Source organism: Pseudomonas sp. B3G-3 (genome assembly GCF_028640915.1).
Taxonomy (GTDB): Bacteria; Pseudomonadota; Gammaproteobacteria; order Pseudomonadales; family Pseudomonadaceae; genus Aquipseudomonas; species Aquipseudomonas chlororaphis_I.
The window spans coordinates 48489-70416 of record NZ_JAQZAB010000065.1; the positions used below are offsets into that span (position 1 = coordinate 48489).

The following is a 21928-nucleotide window of genomic DNA, read 5'->3' on the forward strand; positions in this document are numbered from 1 at the left end:
CGCGATAGCCACCGTCCGCCACGGCGCTACCGCGAACAGGAACGCTCCCGCCCGATCTTCTCGACCCCCTGATGCCGTTCGACACCACGCCCCTGCGCCAGAATCAGCAGGGCGGCGCGCTTGTGCGAAAAATCGAAGGCCCTTCCACAATGCAGGCAACGCTCCTGCTGCTCGAGCCTGTGGCCAGCGTCCTCGACCAGCCGCTCGCTCGGCCCGTGGTCGAGGCATAACGAATGCACCAGGGTCGACAACCAGCCGGCCATCCACTCCTCACGCCATCCGTCTTGCCCACGCAAGGCTTGCAGCACCTCGCTGCCCGGCGGTGGCAGCGGCGCGCCAGGCCCACGGCTGGCACCGCTGGTTTCAATGCCGGCGAGCCGCAGCGGTTGCAGGCCAGCGGCATCGGCGACGCAACGGCAGGTATCGGCAACGGCCACAGCGGACAGCGTATCGAGAGAGGACATGGCACGGACTCAGCGTCATCGGTGTTCAACCAAGTGACGTGAGCCGTAGAGAGAAATTTAGGCAGGCCGGCTTCACTTGGCCGGGGGCATGACCACGATGCGGTAGGGATCGAAGATCTTCAGCATTTCACCGCTGTCGCGCAGGCGCCCCAGCAACTTGGCGAAGTCTTCGCCCGTGATCGGCGCCATGGGGCGAATCAGGGCGTAGTGGTGGTAGACCTGATCGATCCGCTCGGACGCGAACAACTGCTGCGCCGTGTCGGCATTGTGCGAGAGGAAATCACTGAGGTAGGAACGGGTCACCAGCGCAATGTCGGCACGACCGCGCAGCACCATCAGCAGGTTGCTGTCATGGGAGTAGGTCAGGGTCGCGTTGTAGGTGTCGGCCAGGTACTTGGGGTCGGCATTGAAGTTGGCGAACGCGTAGTGGTAACCGCTGAACAGGGCCAGGCGCTTGCCCTTGAGGTCGGCGAAATATTCCTGGCCGCGGCCGGGCTCGCGCTGGGCGGTGAAGATCTCGGCATCTTCCAGGCCCATGTCGACGCTGGTGTGGGGAATGTCCTGCCAGCCCCAGGCCGGGTTCTCGAAAATCGCCATGTCGACGCGGCCTTGCTCGAAATCGCGAAAACGCCGGGGAATCGAGGTCGGCACCAGTACGAATTGATAATCACTTTGCAGTACGTTCAAGGCCTCCACCAGTTGCGGCAGCAAACCGGTATCGGCGCCCTGCTCGGGCCGCACGGTATAAGGAGGAAAGTGCGCCGCCCCCACCCGTACCAACTGTGCAGCACAGACCGGGAAAACCGTCAGGGTGGCCAGGCCCCACACAAGCATTCGCAAAGCCGTCCGCATTGGCGAAGACATCAGGTAACGTACCTCAAGAAAAGAAACAGGGGAGTGCCATTAAAGCTAGGCGGTTTCCCTCGCTTCGACAACTTTCCACTGAGTAATTAATTACTTGCGCTCAGGGCTCGTTGAGCACCAGGGTCAGCGCTTCCTCGGCCAGTTGTTCGAGGGTCAGGCTGCCCTCGGCGCGAAACCAGGTGGTGGTCCAGGACAGCGCCCCGGTGAGAAAACGCCGGGTAATGAACACATCGCCCTTGATAAAGCCGGCCTCCTTGGCCTCGCCCAGCACCTGCAGCCAGATCTGCTCATAAATGTCGCGCAGGGCCAGGACGTCGGCCTGGCCTTGCGCCGACAACGAGCGCCATTCGTAGACCAGCACCGCCATGGCCTCACCGCTACCGCCCATGATCGATTGCAGCTCGCAGCGGATCAGCGCCAGCACCCGCTCGCGCACGCTGCCGGCTTCGGCCAGTTCGGCGCGCATCAGGGCGGTGTTGTAGTGGATGGTTTCCTCCATCACCGCGCGCAGGATGTCGTCCTTGCTCTTGAAGTGATGAAAGATGCTGCCGGACTGGATGCCCACCGCGCTGGCCAGGTCGCGCACCGTGGTGCGTTCGTAGCCTTTGTTGCGAAACAGGTGAGCCGCGGTTTGCAGCAGCTTGCCGCGGGCGCTGTCCGGATCGGTCAGTTGCCCGTTGGCGACCAGCTGGCGCATCACCAGCAAGGCTTTTTGCTCGTCCACGGCCTCTCTCCTACATTCGCTCGATCGTTATGCGGCGCAGCCCGCTGAAACAGGGAGCTTGCGCGCGCAATTTAAGCCCGTGGGGACGACCAAGCAAGCGCTTGGGAAGAAGATATTTCCGACGTTTACAAACCAAGCGCTTGCTTGGTAGTCTCGATGCAGTTCTGTCATCGCGTCTTTTATCGAGTCTTTTATCGAGAGCCCCCTGCCATGACCAAGACCCTCCGCATCGGCTGCGCCAGTGCCTTCTGGGGCGACACCTCGAGCGCCGCCGCGCAACTGGTGCAGGGCGGCCGCCTGGATTACCTGGTGTTCGACTACCTGGCCGAGATCACTATGTCGATCATGGCCGGCGCCCGGATGAAGGATCCCACTGCCGGCTACGCCACGGACTTTGTCGAGGTCTTGAGCCCGCTGCTGGGCGAGATCGCCCGGCAAAACATCCGGGTCATCAACAATGCCGGCGGGGTCAACCCACAGGCCTGCGCCGCGGCCCTGCAAGCGGCCTGCGACCAGGCCGGCGTGGCCCTGAAGATCGCCGTGCTGCTGGGCGACGACCTGCAACCGCGCTTCAAGCAACTGAGCGGCAGCGGCATTCATGAAATGTTCAGCGGCGCGCCGCTGCCACCCATGTGCGTGTCCACCAACGCCTACCTCGGCGCCCCGGGAATAGTCGAAGCCCTGAAGCTCGGCGCCGATATCGTCATCACCGGCCGCGGGGTCGACAGCGCGGTGGTCAGCGCCGCGCTGGTGCATGAGTTCGGCTGGTCCTGGCACGACTACGACAAGCTGGCCCAGGCCGCCCTCGCCGGGCACATCATCGAATGTGGCGCACAGTGCACCGGCGGCAACTTCACCGACTGGCGCGACGTGCCGGACTACGAACACATCGGCTTTCCCATAGTCGAGGTCGGCGCCGACGGCCAGTTCGTGGTCAGCAAGCCCGAAGGCTCCGGCGGCCTGGTCACGCCGCTGACCGTCGGCGAACAACTGCTATATGAGATCGGCGACCCTCGGGCCTATCTGCTGCCCGACGTGGTCTGCGACTTCACCCAGGTCAAGCTGCGCCAACAGGGCAAGAATGCGGTCAGCGTGCACGGCGCCAAGGGCCTGCCGCCGACCGGCCAGTACAAGGTCAGCGCCACCTACCCGGACGGTTTCCGTTGCACCGCCAGTTGCCTGATCGCCGGTATCGACGCAGTGGCCAAGGCGCGCCGGGTCAGCCAGGCGATCATCGACAAGACCGCGGAAATGTTCGCCCAGCGCGGCTGGGCGCCTTACAGCGAAGTCAATATCGAACTGCTCGGCAGCGAAGCCACCTACGGCCCTCACGGCCAGCGCCAGGACAGCCGCGAAGTGGTGATCAAGCTCGCCGTGCGCCACCCGGACAAGCGCGCGCTGGTGCTGTTTTCCCGGGAGATCGCCCAGGCCGCCACGGGCATGGCCCCGGGCCTGACCGGCATCGTCGGCGGCCGGCCCACGGTCTATCCGCTGATCCGTCTGTTCTCGTTCCTGATCGACAAAAGCGCCTGCACCCTGGAAGTCGAGATGGCCGGCCAGCGCCACCGGGTCGAGTTGCCCGAGCTCGACAGCCTCGACTCCAGTGCCCTGCCCGCGCCCCATGCCGTGGCCAGCCCCGTGGGCCGCGCCGATGCCAGCGTGGCGCTGGTCAAGCTGGCGGTGGCGCGCTCCGGAGACAAGGGCAACCACAGCAATATCGGAGTCATGGCCCGCGCGCCCGAATACCTGCCGTGGATCGCCGAAGCCTTGACCCCCGCAGTCGTGGTGGACTGGATGAGCCATGTGCTGGACCCGATCCATGGCCGGGTCCAGCGCTGGTACCTGCCGGGCAGCCATAGCCTGAATTTCCTGCTGGAAAACGCCCTCGGTGGCGGCGGTGTCGCCAGCCTGCGCATCGACCCGCAAGGCAAGGCCTTTGCCCAGCAGTTGCTGGAAATCCAGATCCCGGTGCCGCAGAGCATCGCTGACGCCGTTAATTAGAGGACACCTATCGTGGGTTATGACTCGATTTTCAAACCCGACCTGTTCGCCGGCCAGACCATCATCGTCACCGGCGGCGGCAGCGGCATCGGGCGCTGCACCGCCCACGAACTGGCAGCCCTTGGCGCCCGTGTACTGCTGGTGGGGCGCAAGGCGGACAAGCTGCACAAGGTGGCCACGGAGATTGCCGAAGACGGCGGCCAGGCCAGCGGGCATGCCTGCGATATCCGCGACGAGGAGGCGGTCAAGGCCCTGGTCAGTGAACTGATCCGTGAGCACGGGCCGCTGCATGGTCTGGTCAACAACGCCGGCGGGCAATACCCCTCGCCCCTGGCCTCGATCAATCAGAAAGGTTTTGAAACCGTGCTGCGCACCAACCTGGTGGGCGGTTTTCTCATGGCCCGAGAAGTCTTCAACCAGTCCATGAGCAAGCACGGCGGCAGCATCGTCAACATGCTCGCCGACATGTGGGGCGGCATGCCCGGCATGGGCCATTCCGGCGCCGCGCGCTCGGGGATGGACAACTTCACCAAGACCGCCGCATTCGAATGGGGCCATGCCGGGGTGCGGGTCAACGCCGTGGCGCCGGGCTGGATCGCCTCCAGCGGCATGGACACCTACGAAGGCGCGTTCAAGGCGGTGATCCCGACCCTGCGCGAACACGTGCCGCTCAAGCGCATCGGCACCGAGTCGGAAGTCAGTGCCGCCATCGTCTTCCTGCTCAGCCCGGCGGCGGCCTTCATCAGCGGCAGCACCTTGCGCATCGACGGCGCCGCCAGCCTCGGCAGCCGCGCCTGGCCGCTGCACAAGGCCTCCCATAGCCAGTCCTACAACGGCTTCCACCGCGCTTATCTGCCCGACGTGCTCAAGGACCAGGAGTAAGCCATGCCGGCCATCCATTCCCAACTCGACCCTCACAGCCCGCAGTTCCTGCAGAACCGCGAAGCGATGCTGGCCGGCCTGGCACAGATCCGCCAACTGGAACAGAACCTGCTGGCCAAGGCTGCCGAGGCCAAGGCGAAATTCGAAAAGCGCGGGCAACTGCTGCCCCGCGAACGCCTCAACCTGCTGCTGGACCCCGGCGCGCCCTTTCTCGAACTGGCGAGCCTGGCCGGCTACAAGCTGCACGACGACAAGGACGGCAGCCAGGCCGGTGGCGGGCTGATCGCCGGCATCGGTTATGTCAGTGGCGTGCGGGTGCTGGTGGTGGCTAACAACAGTGCGATCAAGGGCGGCACCATCTCCCCCAGCGGCCTGAAAAAATCCCTGCGCCTGCAACAGATCGCCATGGAAAACAAACTGCCGGTGGTGACCCTGGCCGAGAGCGGCGGCGCCAATCTCAATTACGCGGCGGAGATCTTCGTCGAAGGCGCGCGCAGTTTCGCCAACCAGGCGCGCATGTCGGCCATGGGCTTGCCACAGATCACTGTGGTGCACGGCTCGGCCACCGCCGGCGGCGCCTACCAGCCGGGGCTGTCGGATTACGTGGTGGTGGTGCGCGGCAAGGCCAAGCTGTTTCTTGCCGGGCCGCCCCTGCTCAAGGCTGCCACTGGCGAGGTGGCCACCGACGAAGAACTGGGCGGCGCCGAGATGCATGCGCAGGTGGCCGGCACCGCCGAATACCTGGCGGAAAACGACGGCGACGGCGTGCGCATCGTGCGCGAGATTCTCGACGCCCTGCCGTGGAATGCCCGGCTGCCGCTGCAGCCGACCCGCGCCTACGCGGAACCGCTGTACCCGATCGACGAACTGCTGGGGCTGATTCCCGACGACCCGAAAAAGCCTTATGACGCCCGGGAAATCGTCGCGCGCATCGCCGACGGTTCGAACTTCCTCGAATTCAAGGGCGAGTTCGACCAGCAGACCCTCTGCGGTCATTTGCAGATCCAGGGGCGCCCTTGCGGTTTTATCGGCAATAACGGGCCGATCACCCCGAAAGGTGCAAGCAAGGCCGCGCAGTTCATTCAATTGTGCGACCAGAGCGGCACCCCGCTGCTGTTTTTCCACAACACCACCGGTTTCATGGTCGGCACCGAGTCGGAGCAGCAAGGCGTGATCAAGCACGGTTCCAAGCTGATCCAGGCGGTGGCCAATGCCCGGGTGCCGAAGCTGACGATCGTGGTCGGCGGCTCCTATGGCGCCGGCAACTACGCCATGTGCGGCCGTGGCCTGGACCCACGCTTCATCTTCGCCTGGCCCAACAGCCGCACCGCAGTGATGGGCGGCGCCCAGGCCGGCAAGGTGCTGCGCATCGTCACCGAGGCCAAGCACGCCAAGCAGGGCCAGGCGGCCGATCCGCAGATGCTGGATATGCTGGAACAGGTCACCGCGCAGAAGCTCGACAGCCAGTCCACCGCCTTGTATGGCAGCGCCAACCTGTGGGACGACGGGCTGATCGACCCACGGGATACCCGCACCCTGCTGGGTTATCTGCTGGATATCTGCCATGAGGCGCAGGTGCGTCAGCTACAACCCAATAGCTTCGGTGTCGCACGGTTCTGATGTAGCCGCTGCCGCAGGCTGCGATCGGCCCCGAAGGGGACGTGCTCTTGAAGCCCTCGAAGGCCCTTCGGGCCTTATCGCAGCCTTCGGCAGCGGCGACAGGGACAGCGAGCAGTTCCGCAACGGCGGTGTTTTCGGCCTGCGGCAGCGGCTACAGGAGTCACAAGGTTCAGGGATTGCGTCACTCAACTTGAGGAGAACAATAAAAATGATCTTCACCCAGGAACATGAAGAACTGCGGCGCACGGTGCGTAACTTTGTCGAGCGCGAGATCAACCCGTACGTCGACGAGTGGGAAAAGGCCGGGCGCTTTCCGATCCATGAGATTTTCCGCAAGGCCGGCGAACTGGGCCTGCTGGGCATCTCCAAGCCGGAGAAGTTCGGCGGCATGGGCCTGGACTACAGCTATTCGATAGTCGCCGCCGAAGAGTTCGGCACCATTCATTGCGGCGGCATCCCGATGGCCATCGGCGTGCAGACCGACATGTGCACCCCGGCCCTGGCGCGCTTCGGCTCCGACGAGCTGCGCGAGGAATTCCTGCGCCCGGCCATCAGCGGGGAAATGGTCGGCTGCATCGGCGTCTCCGAAGTCGGCGCCGGCTCCGACGTGGCCGGGCTCAAGACCACGGCGCGCAAGGACGGCGACGACTATGTGATCAACGGCAGCAAGATGTGGATCACCAACTCCCCCAGCGCCGACTTCATCTGCCTGCTGGCCAACACCTCGGACGACAAGCCCCACGTCAACAAGTCGCTGATCATGGTGCCGATGAACAGCCCCGGCATCAGTCTCAGCCCGCACCTGGACAAGCTCGGCATGCGCAGCTCGGAAACCGCCCAGGTGTTTTTCGACAACGTGCGCGTGCCCCAGCGTTATCGCATCGGCCACGAAGGCGCCGGCTTCATGATGCAGATGCTGCAATTCCAGGAAGAGCGGCTGTTCGGCGCGGCCAACATGATCAAGGGCCTGGAGTACTGCGTCGACAGCACCATCGAGTACTGCAAGGAACGCCAGACCTTCGGCAGCGCGCTGATCGACAACCAGGTGATCCACTTCCGCCTGGCCGAGCTGTCCACCGAAATCGAATGCCTGCGGGCCCTGGTGTACCAGGCCACCGAGCAGTACGTGCGGGGCCAGGATGTCACCCGCCTGGCGTCCATGGCCAAGCTCAAGGCCGGGCGCCTGGGCCGCGAAGTCAGCGACAGCTGCCTGCAATACTGGGGCGGCATGGGCTTCATGTGGGACAACCCGGTGGCCCGCGCCTACCGCGACGTGCGCCTGGTCTCGATCGGCGGCGGCGCCGACGAAATCATGCTGGGCATCATCTGCAAACTCATGGGCATCCTGCCGGGGAAAAGAAAATGAGCCGCCTGCCCGCCTGCGAAACCCTGCTGCTGGCGCCCCGCGGCGGCGTCCTGCACATCACCCTCGATCGCCCGGACAGCCGCAACGCCATGAGCCTGCAAATGGTCGCCGAACTGCGCACGGTGCTGGCGGCGGTACGCGATGACCGCGACATTCGCGCCCTGGTCCTGAGGGGCGCTGGCGGGCACTTCTGCGCCGGCGGCGACCTGAAAGACATGGCCAATGCCCGCACCCAGGGCGCCAGCGCCTATCAGGAACTGAACCGGGCATTCGGCACGCTGCTCGAAGAAGCCCAGCACAGCCCGCAGGTGCTGATCGTGCTGCTGCAAGGCGCGGTGCTAGGCGGCGGCTTCGGCCTGGCCTGTGTCAGCGATATCGCCATCGCCGATCATCAGGCGCAGTTCGGCATGCCGGAAACCAGCCTCGGCCTGCTGCCAGCGCAAATCGCCCCGTTCGTGGTCAAGCGCATCGGCCTGACCCAGGCCCGTCGACTGGCGCTGACCGCCGCGCGCTTTGACGGCCACGAGGCCAAGCGGCTGGGCCTGGTGCATTTTGTCGAAAACAGCCCGCAGGCCCTGGCCGAACGCCTCGATGAAGTGCTGGCCCATGTGCTGTGCTGCGCGCCCGAGGCCAATGCAGCGACCAAGGCCCTGTTGCTGGCCAGCGCTGAAGAACCGCTGGCGCCCCTGCTCGATCGCGCGGCGGAGCAGTTCAGCGCTGCCGTCACCGGTGCCGAAGGCATCGAGGGGACCATGGCCTTCGTGCAGAAACGCAAACCGGCGTGGGCGTCATGAGCCCCATCGCGAGCAAGCTCGCTCCTACAGGTCCGTGACCTGCCTACTCCTTGTAGGAGCGAGCTTGCTCGCGAAACGCCCGACCAAACACCACCGATCTCAGGAAACCACCCCATGCCCGCCTTCAGCAAAATCCTGATCGCCAACCGTGGCGAAATCGCCTGCCGCATCCAGCGCACCGCGCAAGCCCTGGGTTATCGCACCGTGGCGGTGTTCAGCGACGCCGACGCCGATGCGCTGCATGTGCGGATGGCCGACGAGGCGGTGCGCATCGGCCCGGCGGCGGTGCAGCAGTCCTACCTGAACAGCCAGGCGATCCTCGACGCGGCCCGGCGCACGGGCGCCGATGCGCTGCATCCCGGCTACGGCTTTCTGTCGGAGAACGCCGAATTCGCCCGCGCCTGCGAGGCGGCCGGCATCACCTTTATCGGCCCCAGCGCCGAGGCCATCGAACTGATGGGCAGCAAGCGCCTGTCCAAGCTCGCGATGCTCGCGACGGGCGTGCCCTGCATCGCCGGTTATCAGGGCGCGGAACAGGACGATACGACTCTGCAACAGGAAGCCGAACGCATCGGCTACCCGCTGATGATCAAGGCCAGCGCCGGTGGCGGCGGACGCGGCATGCGCCTGGTGCAACGGGCCGATGAGTTGCTGGCACAGGTGCGCACCGCTCGCTCTGAGGCGCTGCACGCCTTTGGCAGCGACGAGTTGATTCTGGAACAGGCGCTGATCGAACCGCGGCATGTGGAAATCCAGGTGTTCGGCGACCGCCACGGCCAGTTGATCTACCTCGGCGAACGCGACTGCTCGATCCAGCGCCGTCATCAGAAAGTCGTCGAAGAAGCGCCCTGCCCGGTGATGACCGCCGAACTGCGTCAGGCCATGGGCGAAGCCGCCCTCAAGGCGGGCCGCGCGGTGAACTATGTCGGCGCCGGCACCGTGGAGTTTCTCCTCGATGCGCGGGGGCAGTTCTATTTCCTGGAAATGAACACCCGGCTGCAGGTCGAACACCCGGTCACCGAAATGATCACCGGCCTGGACCTGGTGGCCCTGCAACTGCAGGTGGCTGCCGGACAAGCGCTGCCGCTGCGCCAGGAGCAGGTCGAACTCAAGGGCCATGCCATCGAAGTGCGGCTGTATGCCGAAGACCCGGCGCAGGACTTCCTGCCGCAAACCGGGCAGGTACGGCGCTGGGAGCCGGCGCTGGGCACCGATGTGCGCATCGACCATGGCCTGCTGGAAGGCCAGAGCGTCAGCCCGTTCTATGACCCGATGCTGGGCAAGTTCATCGCCCACGGCGCCACCCGCGAAGAAGCGCGCCGCAAGCTGTTGCGCGCGGCCGAGGACACGGTGCTGACGGGTGTGGCGAACAACCAGAAACTGCTGGCGAACCTGCTGCGCCATCCCGGTTTTGTCAGCGGCCAATTCAGCACTGCCTTTATCGCCGAACATTTTGCCGACGACCCAAGTCTGCATCCCCAGCCGCCAAGCGGCGCCGAACTGGCCCTGGCCGCGGCGCTGCTGTATCAGCACGCGGCCCAACGCCACGGCGCGGCGCTGGCCGGCTGGCGCAACAACGCCAGTGTGCCGCTGCACTATCGCCTGGGCTCGGGTGAAGCCGTGTGGAACCTTGAACTGAATAACCAGCAAGCCGGGACGCTGCAGATTCAACACGCCGACGAAAGCTTCGAGGTACAGCTGCTGGAAGCGGATGGCCGCTGGGCCTGCGCGACCATCGACGGCATCCGCCGCCACTACGCCTACACCCTGGAAGCCGGGCAGCTCTGGCTGTTTACCCGTCCCGGCAGCCTGCACCTTCAAGACCTGAGCCACGCACCGGTCGCCAGCCAGGCCGGCGCCCACAGCGGCATGCTCAAGGCGCCCATGGACGGCGCCATCGTCGACGTACTGGTCAGCGAGGGCGCGACCGTCAGCAAGGGCCAACTGCTGCTGGTGCTGGAGGCCATGAAGATGGAGCATCCGCTGAAGGCCGGGATCGATGGCGTGATCAAGCGGCTGCAGGTCAACCTGGGCGATCAGGTGAAAAACCGCCAGGTTCTGCTGGAGGTGGAATAAGCCGCTAGGCGCAGGCGTCGGGTTTGGCTACGCTCAAGCCTCATCGGGATGTTGAAGCTGGAGCCTGTGATGCCCCACTGGTTGGTAATTGATCTGGAAGCCACCACGGACGAAGGAGGTTGGCCGGTGACCGATATGGAAATCATCGAGATCGGCGCCACCCTGGTGAACCGCGAAGGGCGTGAACTGGACCATTTCCAGCGCTTCGTGCGCCCGCTGCGGCGGCCGATGCTGACGCCGTTCTGCCGTGAACTGACCCGCATCAGCCAGGCCCAGATCGACGGCGCCCAGCCGTTGAGCGAGGTCTGGCCGCTGTTCGAACGCTGGCTGGGCCAGCACCATGCGCGCCTGGAAGGCTGGGCCAGCTGGGGCGACTACGATCGCAAGCAGCTGTTGCAGGAGTGGCAACGCTCGCAACTGCACAGCGCCCTCGCCCAACTGCCGCACATGAACCTCAAGCAACGCTTCGCCAAGGCGCGTCGCCTCGAACGGCCGCTGGGCCTGAACGGCGCGCTGCAACTCGCCGGGCTGCAGTTCACCGGCCAGCAGCATCGCGCCCTGGAAGATGCCCGCAATACGGCGCGTTTATTGCCTCTGATTCTTCCCGGCTGATCCGTCTGCGCAACAGGTGACGCATCTGAAGGCCTTGTGCATACTGGCCGGCCTTTTTGACCCCTTTTTTGAGGAATCGCCCATGTTTAAAGTCAACGAGTACTTCGACGGCACCGTCAAGTCGATTGCCTTCGGCACGGCCGAAGGTCCAGCCACCATCGGCGTCATGGCTCCGGGCGAATACGAGTTCGGCACCGCTCAACGGGAAATCATGCACGTGGTTTCCGGTGCCCTGACCGTCAAGCTGCCTGACAGCAACGACTGGGAAACCTTCGCCGCCGGCAGCCAGTTCAACGTACCGGCCAACAGCAAGTTCCAGCTGAAGGTCGCCGTCGACACCGCCTACCTGTGCGAATACCGCGGCTGATCCTTCCCCCGGGGACTGATTGCTGGTCATAAAAAATGCCCGTATCTGACGATACGGGCATTTTTCGTTGCAGCGCCGCTGGCTATTCCAGCACAGTGACCGGCATGCCGACTTCCAGCCGGCCAATGCCATCGTTCACCAGGTTCTGCCCGAACATCGCCCCACCTTCTTGCGCCCGGTACTGCTGCAGCGTGGCCAGCGGTTCACGGTCGGCGCTGCGCTCTCCGGTCTGCGGATCGATGGTGGTGAGGATGCAACGCGCACAAGGCTTGACCACCCGAAACTCGATATCGCCGATGCGAATGCGCTTCCAGCCGTCTTCGGCGAATGCCGGGAAGCCTTCGATCACCAGGTTGGGACGAAAACGCAGCATCTCCAGGGGACGGCCGACGCGACTGGACAGGTCTTCCCGGGAAGACTCGCCAATCAGCAACAACGGAAAACCGTCGGCAAAGGCCACCTGATCGTCATCCTTGCCGTAACCGGCCTGAGTGGTGCGCGCGCGCTCCAGGGGCACCTGTACCAGGCGGGTCGGCTTGCCGATGAACTCGCTCAGCCAGGCATGGGCCGCCTCGCCGGCATCCGGCACGCGCAGGGTGTCGCGCCAGATGGTCACGCCACGTAACGGCGCATCCGCACCAGGCAGTGGCACATCGAGGGCTGGATAGCCGGGAGCGCTGAGGGTCAGCCCACCGTCGGCGTTCCACAGCGCCGACAGCTGGCTCATGTGCGGGACCGCGCGCTGGGTCAGGAAGCGTCCGCTGGGTTCATCGACCAGCATCCAGCGTCGATCTCCCTCCAGCCCCAGCCTGTCCAGCGCGACCTGTTGCAGGGACTCACCCTTGCCGGACTTCAAGGGGTATCGATAAAGCGCGCTGAGACGCATGGCCAGCTCCCGGGAGGCAAAAAAAGCAACCTTATACGAGCCGGCCCGCGAATCAAAGAAGCACCTGCGGCGCAGGCATCACTCCGGCCACTGCTCCCGTCAGGCGGGAACTTCGTCCAGCATCAGGCGCTGGCGCACCACGTCGACCAGTTTGTCCGGCTGGAACTTGGACAGGAAGTTGTCGCAACCGACCTTCTTCACCATCGACTCGTTGAAGCTGCCGGACAGCGAGGTGTGCAACACCACATAAAGACCGCGCAGACGCGGATCGTTGCGGATTTCGGTGGTCAGGCGATAGCCGTCCATTTCCGGCATTTCGGCGTCGGTGAACACCATCAGCAGCTTGTCGGTCATGTCGACCCCGGTATCGGCCCAGGCCTTGAGCATCTTCAGGGCTTTCAGGCCGTCGCTGGCAATGTGCATCTTCACCCCCAGCTGGCCCAGGGTGTCGCGCAATTGCGTCAGCGCCACGTTGGAGTCGTCCACCAGCAGCACTTCACGGCCGCGGGCACGTTCGAGCACCGGGTCGTCGAGCTTGTCGCGAGAGACCTTGGCGTTGTACGGGACGATTTCGGCCAGGACCTTTTCCACGTCGATGATCTCGACCAGTTGATCGTCGACCTTGCTGATCGCCGTCAGGTAATGCTGGCGCCCGGCACTGGTCGGCGGTGGCAGGATGGCTTCCCAGTTCATGTTGACGATACGGTCGACGCCTCCCACCAGGAAAGCCTGCACCGAGCGGTTGTACTCGGTGACGATGATGGTGCTGTTGGGCCCCGGCACCAGCGGCCGCATGCCGATCGCCTGGGACAGGTCGATGACCGGCAGCGTCTGCCCCCGCAGGTTGACCACGCCACAGACGAACGGATGGCGCTGGGGCATCAGCGTCAGCTTCGGCAATTGCAGGACTTCCTGCACCTTGAACACGTTGATCGCGAACAACTGTCGCCCGGCCAGACGGAACATGAGGATTTCCAGGCGATTCTCACCCACCAGTTGCGTGCGTTGATCTACCGTGTCGAGAATGCCGGCCATGTAATGACTCCTGGGCTTGTTCTGATGAATTCACTAACGCGGGTTATCGGCGCAATTCGCCGAATCTTGACCCGCATACAAAATGCCATGCAAAGGCATTGATGTCACATTAACATCATGCTTTACTGGCTTCGCGATTTCATCCACGCAACTTCCCCGCCGCGACCTCTATTTCAGCGCTTGGTTCCCCTCTGTAAGGGAATCCCCTATCGGCAATCAGGACCAACCTGATATTCGCAATATCCAATAGCCATTAATGTGACGCCATTCTCATTGCATGAATGGAGTCAGGCTTTTGTTTGTGATCGCAGGAAGATGGGCTGGTGCCCTTTCGAGCCCCCCCACCTCCGCTGTCCAAGCGTGGTCGATAGACCGTGCCCGACGAGTTGCATCCTGCAGACTAAACACCAGCCCATCGTCTTCGTCCATTCAGAACCAATCAGATTCGTCCTATATCCCACGGCATAACCGGCGTAATACCTTACAGCCGCTCACAAAACGGACCATTCCATCATCTGACGTGGCGTCGTGGAGACAAGCATGCTGATCGACGATCAAACGTGGCACCAATCACCTGACTTTCTGCTTGAGGCAGAAGCACTATTGGCCAAGTCGGTTGAGTGCCTGAACCATCTCAATCTGATCAAGAACGATCAGGACGCCATCGATTGCATGTTGTCCACTCTGCTCAAGCTTGCCGAGAAAACCGACGCGCTGGCGCTGCGCAGCACCGCCGAATTCTCGCGCCAGGTTCATGCGTTGCTGGATCATTCCCATCCTCATCCGGACATGAACGAGCAGATTCTCGACACCCTCGGGGAGTGCTTCAGCCTGATGGCCTGGCAGCTTGAACTCGTCGATCCGGTGACCGGGCAACTGAACCTCGACGGCAACGAACAGGCCACCCTCATCGAAACCCTCGCCGTGCAAATGGATCCTCTGCCTGCGCCCCTGTCCTGCCAACACAACTCGTTTAAAGTTTTTTCGATCGCCAAGAGAAACGCATAAACCTGTCGTTAATCCCTAACTTCAGCCGTTAGATATGTTGTGACATTGATCAGCATCATGTCGTTATTCAATATTTCATGCCTGTTAACGACAGAACCAACTAGCGCAACTAAATAAAACCAATCCCGAGACTTCAAGTGTCCTGAATTTCGCCTGCCCGTTCGCTCAAGGCGAGATACAGTCACTGTTTCAGGGTGGCCAGTTGAAACAAGCAAATCGGCACATACGTCCCAAAAGGCGATATTCCTGACTTTCTGGACATATATAGAGGCGCGACCAACGGTAGCTAAGCTGGTACTATGCCAACCACTAACCGATGTACTTAATGGCACTGTGACTTCAGATTGATCTTGTTACACACCGGATCAGTGCAAGGCTTGCTCCCAACGAATAGACCGCGTTAATTGAAGCCGCATACTCAAACAATACCGTTTTCCAAACCGGGGCCCGTCAGCCGACTTGACCGGTCTCCCCGCAGCGAACATTCATTGGCTCCATCCGCTATGTACGCCAGCCTCAAGTCAACCGCCACCAGGCTTCTTTCTCGAATACACCTGCGCCGGCTCAACCTGTTGCTGTGCTCATGCTCGGCACTTGGAAGCCTGGCCGTCTATTGCCTGTCGACTACCTTTCCCCTCAGCCTGCTGATCCTGAATCTGGCGGCCCTGGCCAGTGTCTGGGCCTATTACGGCGATTCGCGCAAATCGATCAAGTTCCAGCCTCAGGAACTGGCGGACCGTTTGCTGGAAGTCCAGGAAAACGAGCGCCATCGCCTCAGTCGTGAATTGCATGATGATATTGGTCAGTTGTTGACCGCCGCCAAGTTGCAAAGCGAATGGCTCAAGCGCCGCCTGCCCGAAGAGCTGCAACAGCATTGCACGACGCTTCAAAGCACATTGGAAGAAACCCTGGCCAAGGTCCGCGATGTATCGGCCATTCTCAATCCCCGGCAATTGGCCAGCCTGGGCCTGGAAGCCAGCCTGCGGGCCCACTTGCTGAAGACCCTGGAAAACACCTCCGTGCACTGGAGCCTGGAATGCAAGCAACGCCTGGCTGGCATCCCCGAAGAGATGGCGGTGGCCGCCTTTCGCATCACCCAGGAAGCCGTCACCAACATGCTGCGTCACGCCCAGGCGGATAACCTGCTGGTACGCCTGCAACGCCTGCCCGAGGGACTTTCGCTGTTTATCAGCGACGATGGCCGTGGTTTTTCCCCGGCGGCCAATCCTGGCGCACAAGGACAACGCGGCATGGCGGGCATGTCGGAAAGAATCGCGCAACTGGGTGGCACCCTGAAGGTTTCCAGCCAGCCCGACCAGGGCACACAAATCGAAGCACTCTTCCCCTGGGCGCCTCGCGCACTCGAACGGGCCAGTACGAATAAGGTTTTACATTGACCTGCAATTTACTTCTGGTGGATGACCACTCGCTCATCAGGGCTGGCGTGCGTGCCCTGGTCATGGACATTCCTGGCTATGCCGTGATCGGCGAAGCCAACGATGGCGCACAAGTACTGGAAATGGTCGAAAGGCTGTCGCCAGACATTATCCTGCTAGATATTTCCATGAAGGATGTTAGCGGCCTTGAAGCCCTGAAGAAACTCAAGGTGGTGCATCCGCAGAGCAAAGTCCTGATTCTCTCGATGCATACCGATCCGGCGCTGATCATGCAGACCCTGGAATCCGGTGCTCATGGCTACCTGCTCAAGGACACCACCGCCAACGAGCTCGAGCACGCGCTCGACGCCTTGCGCAACAACGAGCGTTACCTCAGCCCGGCCATTGCCCATACGGTGATCAACCAGGCGCTGATCCGCGTGCAGAAGCCCCATCCAGAACCCGTTGAAACCCATAACCTGACCGCCCGCCAGCTGGAGATCCTGCGCCTGATCGTTCGCGGCAAATCGACCCGGGAAATCGCTCACGGGCTGGGCCTGAGCATCAAGACTGTGGAAACCCACCGCTCGCAGATCATGAAACGCCTGCAGATCTACGACGTAGCCGGCCTGGTCCTGTTTGCCGTCCGCGAGCAGATCATCAGCCTCGACGATTAAGGCGCCAAAGCTCCCAACAGCGGGGAGTCTTCCGGTAAATGCACCCGCAATGCCCCTGGAAGCGCGCGAAAACGCAGGTTTTCGCCTTGCAGGGGCTCACCATCGAGATTGATATCCAGCCCCTCGGACACCTTGATTTCCACCCAGGGCAGGCGTGTACGCACAAACAGATTGTCGATCCCCCAGCCGCCGGCCAGCAGATCCTTCAAGGTGCCCACCAGCTCCTGAGGGGCCGGCAGGATACTGACATCAAGCAACCCGTCATCGGCCATCGCCTCAGGGCACAGCAGATGACCGCCACCGGCCTGGCGCCCGTTGCCGATCCCCAGGGCCAGCAGCTCGCCGCGCCAATGGAAATCCGGCCCCTGCAGCTCGCCATAGGCCGCATGCAGCTCATTGAAGCGGGACAAACCAGTGAACAGATAGGCGGCGCCCCCCAGGATCTTTTTCAGGTCCTCGGAGGTATTGGCCGTCACCTGGCTGCCGAACCCACCCGTGGCCATGTTGAGGAATACCTGGCCACCGACCTCACCGAGGTCGATCGTCCGTGCCGGCACGTCGAGCAGGCTCAATGCCTCATGGGGCAGCAACGAAACGCCAGCCGCCCGCGCGAAATCATTGGCCGTCCCCAGTGGCAGCAACACCAGACTGGCATCGTTGGCCTGCGCCGCCATGGCCTCGGCGATATCACGCAAGGTGCCGTCACCGCCTCCTGCGATCAGGCGCGTATAACCGCCCGCGAGGGCTTCATCCACCAGGCGCTGGGCATCGCCCGCCTCCCAGGTCAGGCGGACCGCCAGCTCCCAACCCTCTTCGCGCTTGCGCTCGACAGCGTCGCGAACCTCTTCGTTGAGGGCCTGCTTGCCGTGCAATATCAGCATCGCCTTGCGTTCGCTCATCGCTCATCACTCCTGTCATTCGAGGGCCATTGAAGGATGTTGACCCTCGCTCCATGAGAAAAAGTCCGACCGGAATGTAATCAATTTGTCCCCATCAGGCCGTCTGCTGGCTGACCGGTAACTTTTCTGACCGCAGATTGAGAATCACCTGAATTGACCCGAAACAGACAATCGGAGAATGTTCATGGCAGGCGAACGACGCCTCAAACAGGGAAGCGAAACACATGGATGACAAGAAATGCTTTGAACGCTCGAACTCCGCGCTCAACCGGCTGGAAGGAAGCATCCTGCTCAGTACAGGCAAACACCCGGAACTGAGTGTCCATCAAGTACATGCCCATGACCGCGAGCATAAGCCCGACAGCAAGCTTCACGCCTTGCTCAAGAAACTCGCGTGGATATTGGCCTATGCCGGGTTTCTATCGGCACTGCTGTCCTGGGGACTGAACAGCCGTTTTGGCTTGCTGATCCTTCTACTGCTGCGTTGATAGGTAGGGCTCTGGAGGATGGACCCGGCCCTGCCGACCAGGTCCGCCTCCCCTGGCGTCAGCCCAGGACTTCACTCAACGGAATGAAGTTGACCCAATCGCCCTCGACCAGCGTTCGCTCTTCCAGCACCTCGACCAGCCCCTCGGCCCAGGCGGCACTGCGCAAGACCCCGGAACTCTGGTTCCGGTAGATGATTGCCCTGCCCTGCTCCAGGCGCCCGCGCAGATACTCTCGGCGGTTCCCCGGCTTCGGCCAGGCAAATCCAGCCGGAACCTGGAACTGCAAGGGATGCAGTTGCTTCACTCCCTGGCGCCGCAAAATATAGGGGCGGGCCAGCAAGGCAAAGGTCACCAGCGTCGAGGCCGGGTTACCGGGCAGGCCGATTACCGGCACACCGCGGAAATGCCCGAAGGTCAACGGCTTGCCCGGCTTGATCGCCAGCTTCCAGAGGGCCAGTTCACCCTCTTCTCTTAAGGCGATCCCCAGGAAATCCGCTTCGCCCACCGATACGCCGCCGGTGGACAGAATCAGATCCACATCCGCCAGCTCGGCAAGACGACGCCGGGTCATGGGCAGGTCGTCCGGCAGGATTCCGCCGTCGATCACCTCGCAGCCCAGACGCTGCAACCAACTGCACAGCAGGACACGGTTGCTGTTGTAGATTTGCCCGGGACCAAGCGCCCGCCCGGGTTCGACCAGTTCATCGCCAGTGGAGAGCACGGCGACCCGCACGCGGCGCACCACATCCAGCTCCGCGCAACCCAGGGACGCAGCCAGCCCCAGCTCGATCGGCCCCAGCTGCGTTCCGGCCACCAGCACACACTCGCCAACCGTGGTTTCCTGGCCTTGCGGACGAATGTTCTGCCCCGCGCCGAGAGGCTCGGTAAAAGCCACCCGCTCATCGGCCTGGACCTTGGCGTTCTCCTGCATTTCCACGCAGTCGGCTCCCGCCGGGACCGGCGCCCCGGTGAAGATGCGTGCGCAGGTGCCAGGTGCCAAAGGCTCAGGCGCCTGGCCGGCGAAGATGCGCTGGCTGACCACCAGGGGCTCGCCCTTCCAGTCCGAGGCACGCAAGGCGTAACCGTCCATGGCGCTGTTGGGCCAGGGCGGAAGATCCAGGGTGGAAATCAAGTCGTCGGCCAATACCCGGCCTTGAGCAGCCGCCAGTGGCAACCGTTCGCGTTCGAGAATGGGGGTAGCCTCGGCCATCTCGAGCAAACGGGCCAGTGCGACCTCGACCGGCATCAAGGCACCGGTCTTGCCCGGCTTACCCACGGGATTCACAAGGCGCTGCCTGTTTCAGGTGGGTGACGAAATTGCACGGACGGTGCCGCGAATCCAGCTGTTCGGCGAGGATGCCGTCCCAACCGGTACGCACCGCATTGGTCGAACCCGGCAGGCAGCACACCAGCGTGCCGTTGGCCAGGCCAGCCAGGGCTCGGGACTGCACGGTGGAAGTGCCGATATCGGCCACCGAGATCTGGCGGAACAACTCGCCAAATCCGTCGACCTGTTTGTCGAGCAGGCAAGACACGGCTTCCGGGGTACTGTCGCGGCCGGTGAAACCGGTGCCGCCGGTGATCAGCACCACCTGGACCAGATCGTCGGCGATCCAGGTCGCCACTTGTGCGCGAATCTTGTAGAGATCGTCCTTGAGCAGGACGCGCGCGGCCAGGTTATGGCCAGCAGCGCTCAGACGATCGACGAAGACCTGGCCGGATGTATCGGTCTCCAGGGTCCGGGTATCACTGACAGTCAGCACCGCGATGTTCAGGGGTGCAAAAGGTACATCAGCCTTGGCTTTCATAGGCTCGATCCAGTTGTAGGAGAAACAGCCCGGTGTTATATCACAGCGCTCTCTTTGCCCGCCCCTGTGGAGACGTGCCATGACCCAGCGCGCAGATTTGCCGCCCTGCTCCATTCTGCTCCTGGCCGGTGGGCGCGGCCAACGCATGGGCGGAAGGGACAAGGGGTTGATCGAGTGGCAGGGCCGGCCATTGATCGCCCACCTGCATCGACTGACCCGCAGCCTGAGCGATGACCTGATCATTTCCTGCAACCGCAATCAGCAGCAGTACGCGCCTTATGCCGATCAACTGGTGCAGGACGAAAGCAACGATTTCCCCGGGCCGCTGGCAGGTATTCGTGCCGGACTGGCGGTCGCCCGGCATGCCCGACTGCTGGTATTGCCCTGCGACGTACCGCGTATCGACGCGCAACTGATCGACGCCATGCGACAAAGCGCCGCCCGGCACCCGGACAAACCACTGATGCTGCGCCATGGCGAGCACTGGGAACCCCTGCTGTGTATCATTCCGCGCGCCCTGCTCGGCACCTTCGACGGCGCCTGGCAGAACGGTGAACGCAGCCCCGGACGTATCATGCGCGGGCTGGATGCTCAGGCCCTGCAATGTCCGGCAAACGATCCCCGATTGGCTAATCTGAATACACCAGCGCTGTTAAGCCAGCAGCACGGCGTGTCAGAATGCCCTTAACTCAAGGAACTTGCAGGCGTTGTATACGTCTCAAGCACAGCAACTAAAAGTATTCATCTCGGAGACACATAATGATTCAGCGGACTCTCGCCACTCTCATGCTCGCACTGGGCCTTGCCACTCTCGCCGGTTGCGCATCGCCTACTGTGATCACCCTGAATGACGGTCGCGAAATCCAGGCCGTCGATACGCCGAAATACGATGAGGATTCCGGCTTCTACGAGTTCGAACAACTGGACGGCAAACAAACCCGTATCAACAAGGATCAGGTTCGTACGGTAAAAGAGCTGTAATCCATACCGTTACAACAGCCTTGAACGATAAAGCCCGCTTTCGCGGGCTTTATCGTTTCCGGGCAACAACCAGCAGTGGCCTGGATTACCACTGCAAGGTGATCCGACTCTCGAACTCACGCTCCTCCCCGCTCAGCGGGTCGGTAAAACGCAGCCCCTGAGCCAACAGTTTGAGCGGCTTGGCGTAATCGTCCTCCACATCCTTGAGCGCATCGGGATAGAACGGGTCGTTGCAGATTGCCGCCCCCAGCGCACTCATGTGCACCCGCAACTGGTGCTTTTTGCCAGTCACCGGATACAACCCATAACGCCAGAGGTCACCGTTCTTTTCCCGGACCTCAATTGCTGTTTCCGTATTAGGTGTACCAGGCCCCTCCTGCATGCGGAAAAAAGGCTCGCCATCGACCAGACGGCTTTTATGCACCCGCGGGAACTCGAGACCGGGCAAGGCCGGGGCGATGGCCTCGTAGCGCTTGTCGATCCTGCGTGTCGGAAACAGCGACTGATAAGCCGAGCGGCTTTGCGGATTGGCCGAAAACAACACCAGGCCCGCCGTATGCCGATCGATGCGATGCAGAGGCACCAGGTGGGGATTGTCCAGGCTGCGGATCAGGCGGCGCAGCAAGGTTTGCTCGACATATTCCCCCGCCGGGGTGACTGGCAGGAAATGCGGCTTGTCCGCCACCACCAGATGCTCATCGACATAGAGGATCGATTCCTGCACCGGGATGACCTTTTCGTCGGGTACTTCGCGGAAATAATGAATGCGCAGGCCTTCGCGGTACGCCAGGTCGACGCTGATCGGCAAACCCTGTCCATCGAGCACCCGGCCACGGACGATCCGGCTCAGCCACTGCTCGCGGCTGATGGTACTGAAGTGATCACACAGGCAGTCCAGTACGGTTGGCCATGACCCGGGGGGCAGGTACAGGGTGCTGGCCTGATGCTGTGCGGCGGAAAAAGGTACGGAGGACATACAAAAGCTCGAGCGGACAATGCA

23 protein-coding genes are annotated in these 21928 nt (G+C 62.7%); 14 read left to right on the top strand and 9 right to left on the bottom strand.

Features of this window, described 5'->3' with window-relative positions; genetic code table 11:
• Nucleotides 1-26: 26 nt before the first annotated feature.
• From PVZ80_RS05165 to PVZ80_RS05175, 3 genes are all read right to left on the bottom strand, one after another.
• Nucleotides 27-464, bottom strand: a complete 438-nt coding sequence (locus PVZ80_RS05165) for a hypothetical protein (RefSeq protein WP_009050075.1) — start codon at nucleotides 462-464, stop codon at nucleotides 27-29.
• Between the two features lie 72 nt (nucleotides 465-536).
• Nucleotides 537-1328, bottom strand: a complete 792-nt coding sequence (locus tag PVZ80_RS05170; RefSeq protein ID WP_110175678.1) for a substrate-binding periplasmic protein — start codon at nucleotides 1326-1328, stop codon at nucleotides 537-539.
• 100 nt (nucleotides 1329-1428) lie between these two features.
• Nucleotides 1429-2052 (bottom strand): TetR/AcrR family transcriptional regulator, encoded by a 624-nt coding sequence (locus PVZ80_RS05175; protein WP_009050077.1) that lies wholly within the window; start codon nucleotides 2050-2052, stop codon nucleotides 1429-1431.
• A gap of 210 nt (nucleotides 2053-2262) precedes the next feature.
• Between PVZ80_RS05175 and PVZ80_RS05180 the strand changes: the two genes are divergently transcribed.
• The 8 genes from PVZ80_RS05180 (at nucleotide 2263) to ppnP (ending at nucleotide 11770) form a co-directional block, all read left to right on the top strand.
• Nucleotides 2263-4053, top strand: coding sequence for an acyclic terpene utilization AtuA family protein (locus PVZ80_RS05180; protein ID WP_135006837.1), 1791 nt, complete (start codon nucleotides 2263-2265; stop codon nucleotides 4051-4053).
• Nucleotides 4054-4065: 12 nt separating this feature from the next.
• Nucleotides 4066-4935, top strand: coding sequence for an SDR family oxidoreductase (locus PVZ80_RS05185; protein WP_038634081.1), 870 nt, complete (start codon nucleotides 4066-4068; stop codon nucleotides 4933-4935).
• Nucleotides 4936-4938: 3 nt separating this feature from the next.
• The gene (gene atuC, locus PVZ80_RS05190; RefSeq protein WP_273863494.1) at nucleotides 4939-6555 is read left to right on the top strand and encodes a geranyl-CoA carboxylase subunit beta; all 1617 of its coding nucleotides are present in this window, start codon (nucleotides 4939-4941) and stop codon (nucleotides 6553-6555) included.
• Between the two features lie 208 nt (nucleotides 6556-6763).
• Nucleotides 6764-7921 (top strand): citronellyl-CoA dehydrogenase, encoded by a 1158-nt coding sequence (gene atuD, locus PVZ80_RS05195; RefSeq protein WP_028683044.1) that lies wholly within the window; start codon nucleotides 6764-6766, stop codon nucleotides 7919-7921.
• The gene (locus PVZ80_RS05200; RefSeq protein WP_273863495.1) at nucleotides 7918-8715 is read left to right on the top strand and encodes an enoyl-CoA hydratase/isomerase family protein; all 798 of its coding nucleotides are present in this window, start codon (nucleotides 7918-7920) and stop codon (nucleotides 8713-8715) included. The genes atuD and PVZ80_RS05200 overlap by 4 nt, the downstream gene beginning before the upstream one ends.
• 114 nt (nucleotides 8716-8829) lie before the next feature.
• On the top strand, nucleotides 8830-10791 hold the full coding sequence (locus tag PVZ80_RS05205; RefSeq protein ID WP_273863496.1) for an acetyl/propionyl/methylcrotonyl-CoA carboxylase subunit alpha: 1962 nt from the start codon (nucleotides 8830-8832) through the stop codon (nucleotides 10789-10791).
• A gap of 69 nt (nucleotides 10792-10860) precedes the next feature.
• Nucleotides 10861-11403 (top strand): exonuclease domain-containing protein, encoded by a 543-nt coding sequence (locus PVZ80_RS05210; RefSeq protein ID WP_009050084.1) that lies wholly within the window; start codon nucleotides 10861-10863, stop codon nucleotides 11401-11403.
• A gap of 82 nt (nucleotides 11404-11485) precedes the next feature.
• On the top strand, nucleotides 11486-11770 hold the full coding sequence (gene ppnP, locus PVZ80_RS05215; protein WP_007930001.1) for a pyrimidine/purine nucleoside phosphorylase: 285 nt from the start codon (nucleotides 11486-11488) through the stop codon (nucleotides 11768-11770).
• A gap of 82 nt (nucleotides 11771-11852) precedes the next feature.
• Here ppnP and PVZ80_RS05220 read toward each other — a convergent pair whose 3' ends face one another.
• A complete protein-coding gene (locus PVZ80_RS05220) occupies nucleotides 11853-12656 on the bottom strand; it encodes an MOSC domain-containing protein (RefSeq protein ID WP_009050085.1) in 804 nt (267 codons plus the stop codon).
• Nucleotides 12657-12755: 99 nt separating this feature from the next.
• Nucleotides 12756-13691: a chemotaxis protein CheV gene (locus PVZ80_RS05225; RefSeq protein WP_009050086.1), complete on the bottom strand. Its 936-nt coding sequence runs from the start codon at nucleotides 13689-13691 to the stop codon at nucleotides 12756-12758.
• Nucleotides 13692-14231: 540 nt separating this feature from the next.
• Between PVZ80_RS05225 and PVZ80_RS05230 the strand changes: the two genes are divergently transcribed.
• The 3 genes from PVZ80_RS05230 (at nucleotide 14232) to PVZ80_RS05240 (ending at nucleotide 16752) form a co-directional block, all read left to right on the top strand.
• Nucleotides 14232-14699 carry a hypothetical protein gene (locus tag PVZ80_RS05230; RefSeq protein WP_009050087.1) on the top strand — a complete coding sequence of 156 codons (468 nt, stop codon included), beginning with the start codon at nucleotides 14232-14234 and terminating at the stop codon, nucleotides 14697-14699.
• Nucleotides 14700-15202: 503 nt separating this feature from the next.
• Nucleotides 15203-16096 carry a sensor histidine kinase gene (locus PVZ80_RS05235; RefSeq protein WP_009050088.1) on the top strand — a complete coding sequence of 298 codons (894 nt, stop codon included), beginning with the start codon at nucleotides 15203-15205 and terminating at the stop codon, nucleotides 16094-16096.
• On the top strand, nucleotides 16093-16752 hold the full coding sequence (locus tag PVZ80_RS05240) for a response regulator (RefSeq protein ID WP_009050089.1): 660 nt from the start codon (nucleotides 16093-16095) through the stop codon (nucleotides 16750-16752). The genes PVZ80_RS05235 and PVZ80_RS05240 overlap by 4 nt, the downstream gene beginning before the upstream one ends.
• Here the strand turns inward: PVZ80_RS05240 and yegS are convergent.
• Nucleotides 16749-17651 carry a lipid kinase YegS gene (yegS, locus tag PVZ80_RS05245; protein WP_028683048.1) on the bottom strand — a complete coding sequence of 301 codons (903 nt, stop codon included), beginning with the start codon at nucleotides 17649-17651 and terminating at the stop codon, nucleotides 16749-16751. The two genes, PVZ80_RS05240 and yegS, sit on opposite strands and share 4 nt — an antisense overlap.
• 224 nt (nucleotides 17652-17875) lie before the next feature.
• On the opposite strand from yegS, the gene PVZ80_RS05250 reads away from it, so the two are divergent.
• Complete coding sequence (locus PVZ80_RS05250) at nucleotides 17876-18139, top strand: hypothetical protein (protein ID WP_009050091.1); 264 nt, start codon at nucleotides 17876-17878, stop codon at nucleotides 18137-18139.
• A gap of 58 nt (nucleotides 18140-18197) precedes the next feature.
• Here PVZ80_RS05250 and PVZ80_RS05255 read toward each other — a convergent pair whose 3' ends face one another.
• Together PVZ80_RS05255 and moaB are read right to left on the bottom strand one after the other, a co-directional pair.
• On the bottom strand, nucleotides 18198-19424 hold the full coding sequence (locus PVZ80_RS05255; RefSeq protein ID WP_053269642.1) for a molybdopterin molybdotransferase MoeA: 1227 nt from the start codon (nucleotides 19422-19424) through the stop codon (nucleotides 18198-18200).
• Nucleotides 19408-19947, bottom strand: a complete 540-nt coding sequence (gene moaB / locus PVZ80_RS05260) for a molybdenum cofactor biosynthesis protein B (protein WP_007923271.1) — start codon at nucleotides 19945-19947, stop codon at nucleotides 19408-19410. Before moaB ends, PVZ80_RS05255 begins: the two co-directional genes overlap by 17 nt.
• A gap of 79 nt (nucleotides 19948-20026) precedes the next feature.
• Between moaB and mobA the strand changes: the two genes are divergently transcribed.
• Nucleotides 20027-20635: a molybdenum cofactor guanylyltransferase MobA gene (gene mobA, locus PVZ80_RS05265; RefSeq protein ID WP_009050093.1), complete on the top strand. Its 609-nt coding sequence runs from the start codon at nucleotides 20027-20029 to the stop codon at nucleotides 20633-20635.
• A 71-nt stretch (nucleotides 20636-20706) separates the two neighbouring features.
• On the top strand, nucleotides 20707-20928 hold the full coding sequence (locus PVZ80_RS05270) for a YgdI/YgdR family lipoprotein (protein ID WP_007923269.1): 222 nt from the start codon (nucleotides 20707-20709) through the stop codon (nucleotides 20926-20928).
• Between the two features lie 85 nt (nucleotides 20929-21013).
• On the opposite strand, the gene PVZ80_RS05275 is transcribed toward PVZ80_RS05270, so the two are convergent.
• Entirely contained in the window at nucleotides 21014-21904 is an 891-nt protein-coding gene (locus PVZ80_RS05275) for a pseudouridine synthase (RefSeq protein ID WP_053269643.1), read from the bottom strand.
• Between the last annotated feature and the right edge of the window lie 24 nt (nucleotides 21905-21928).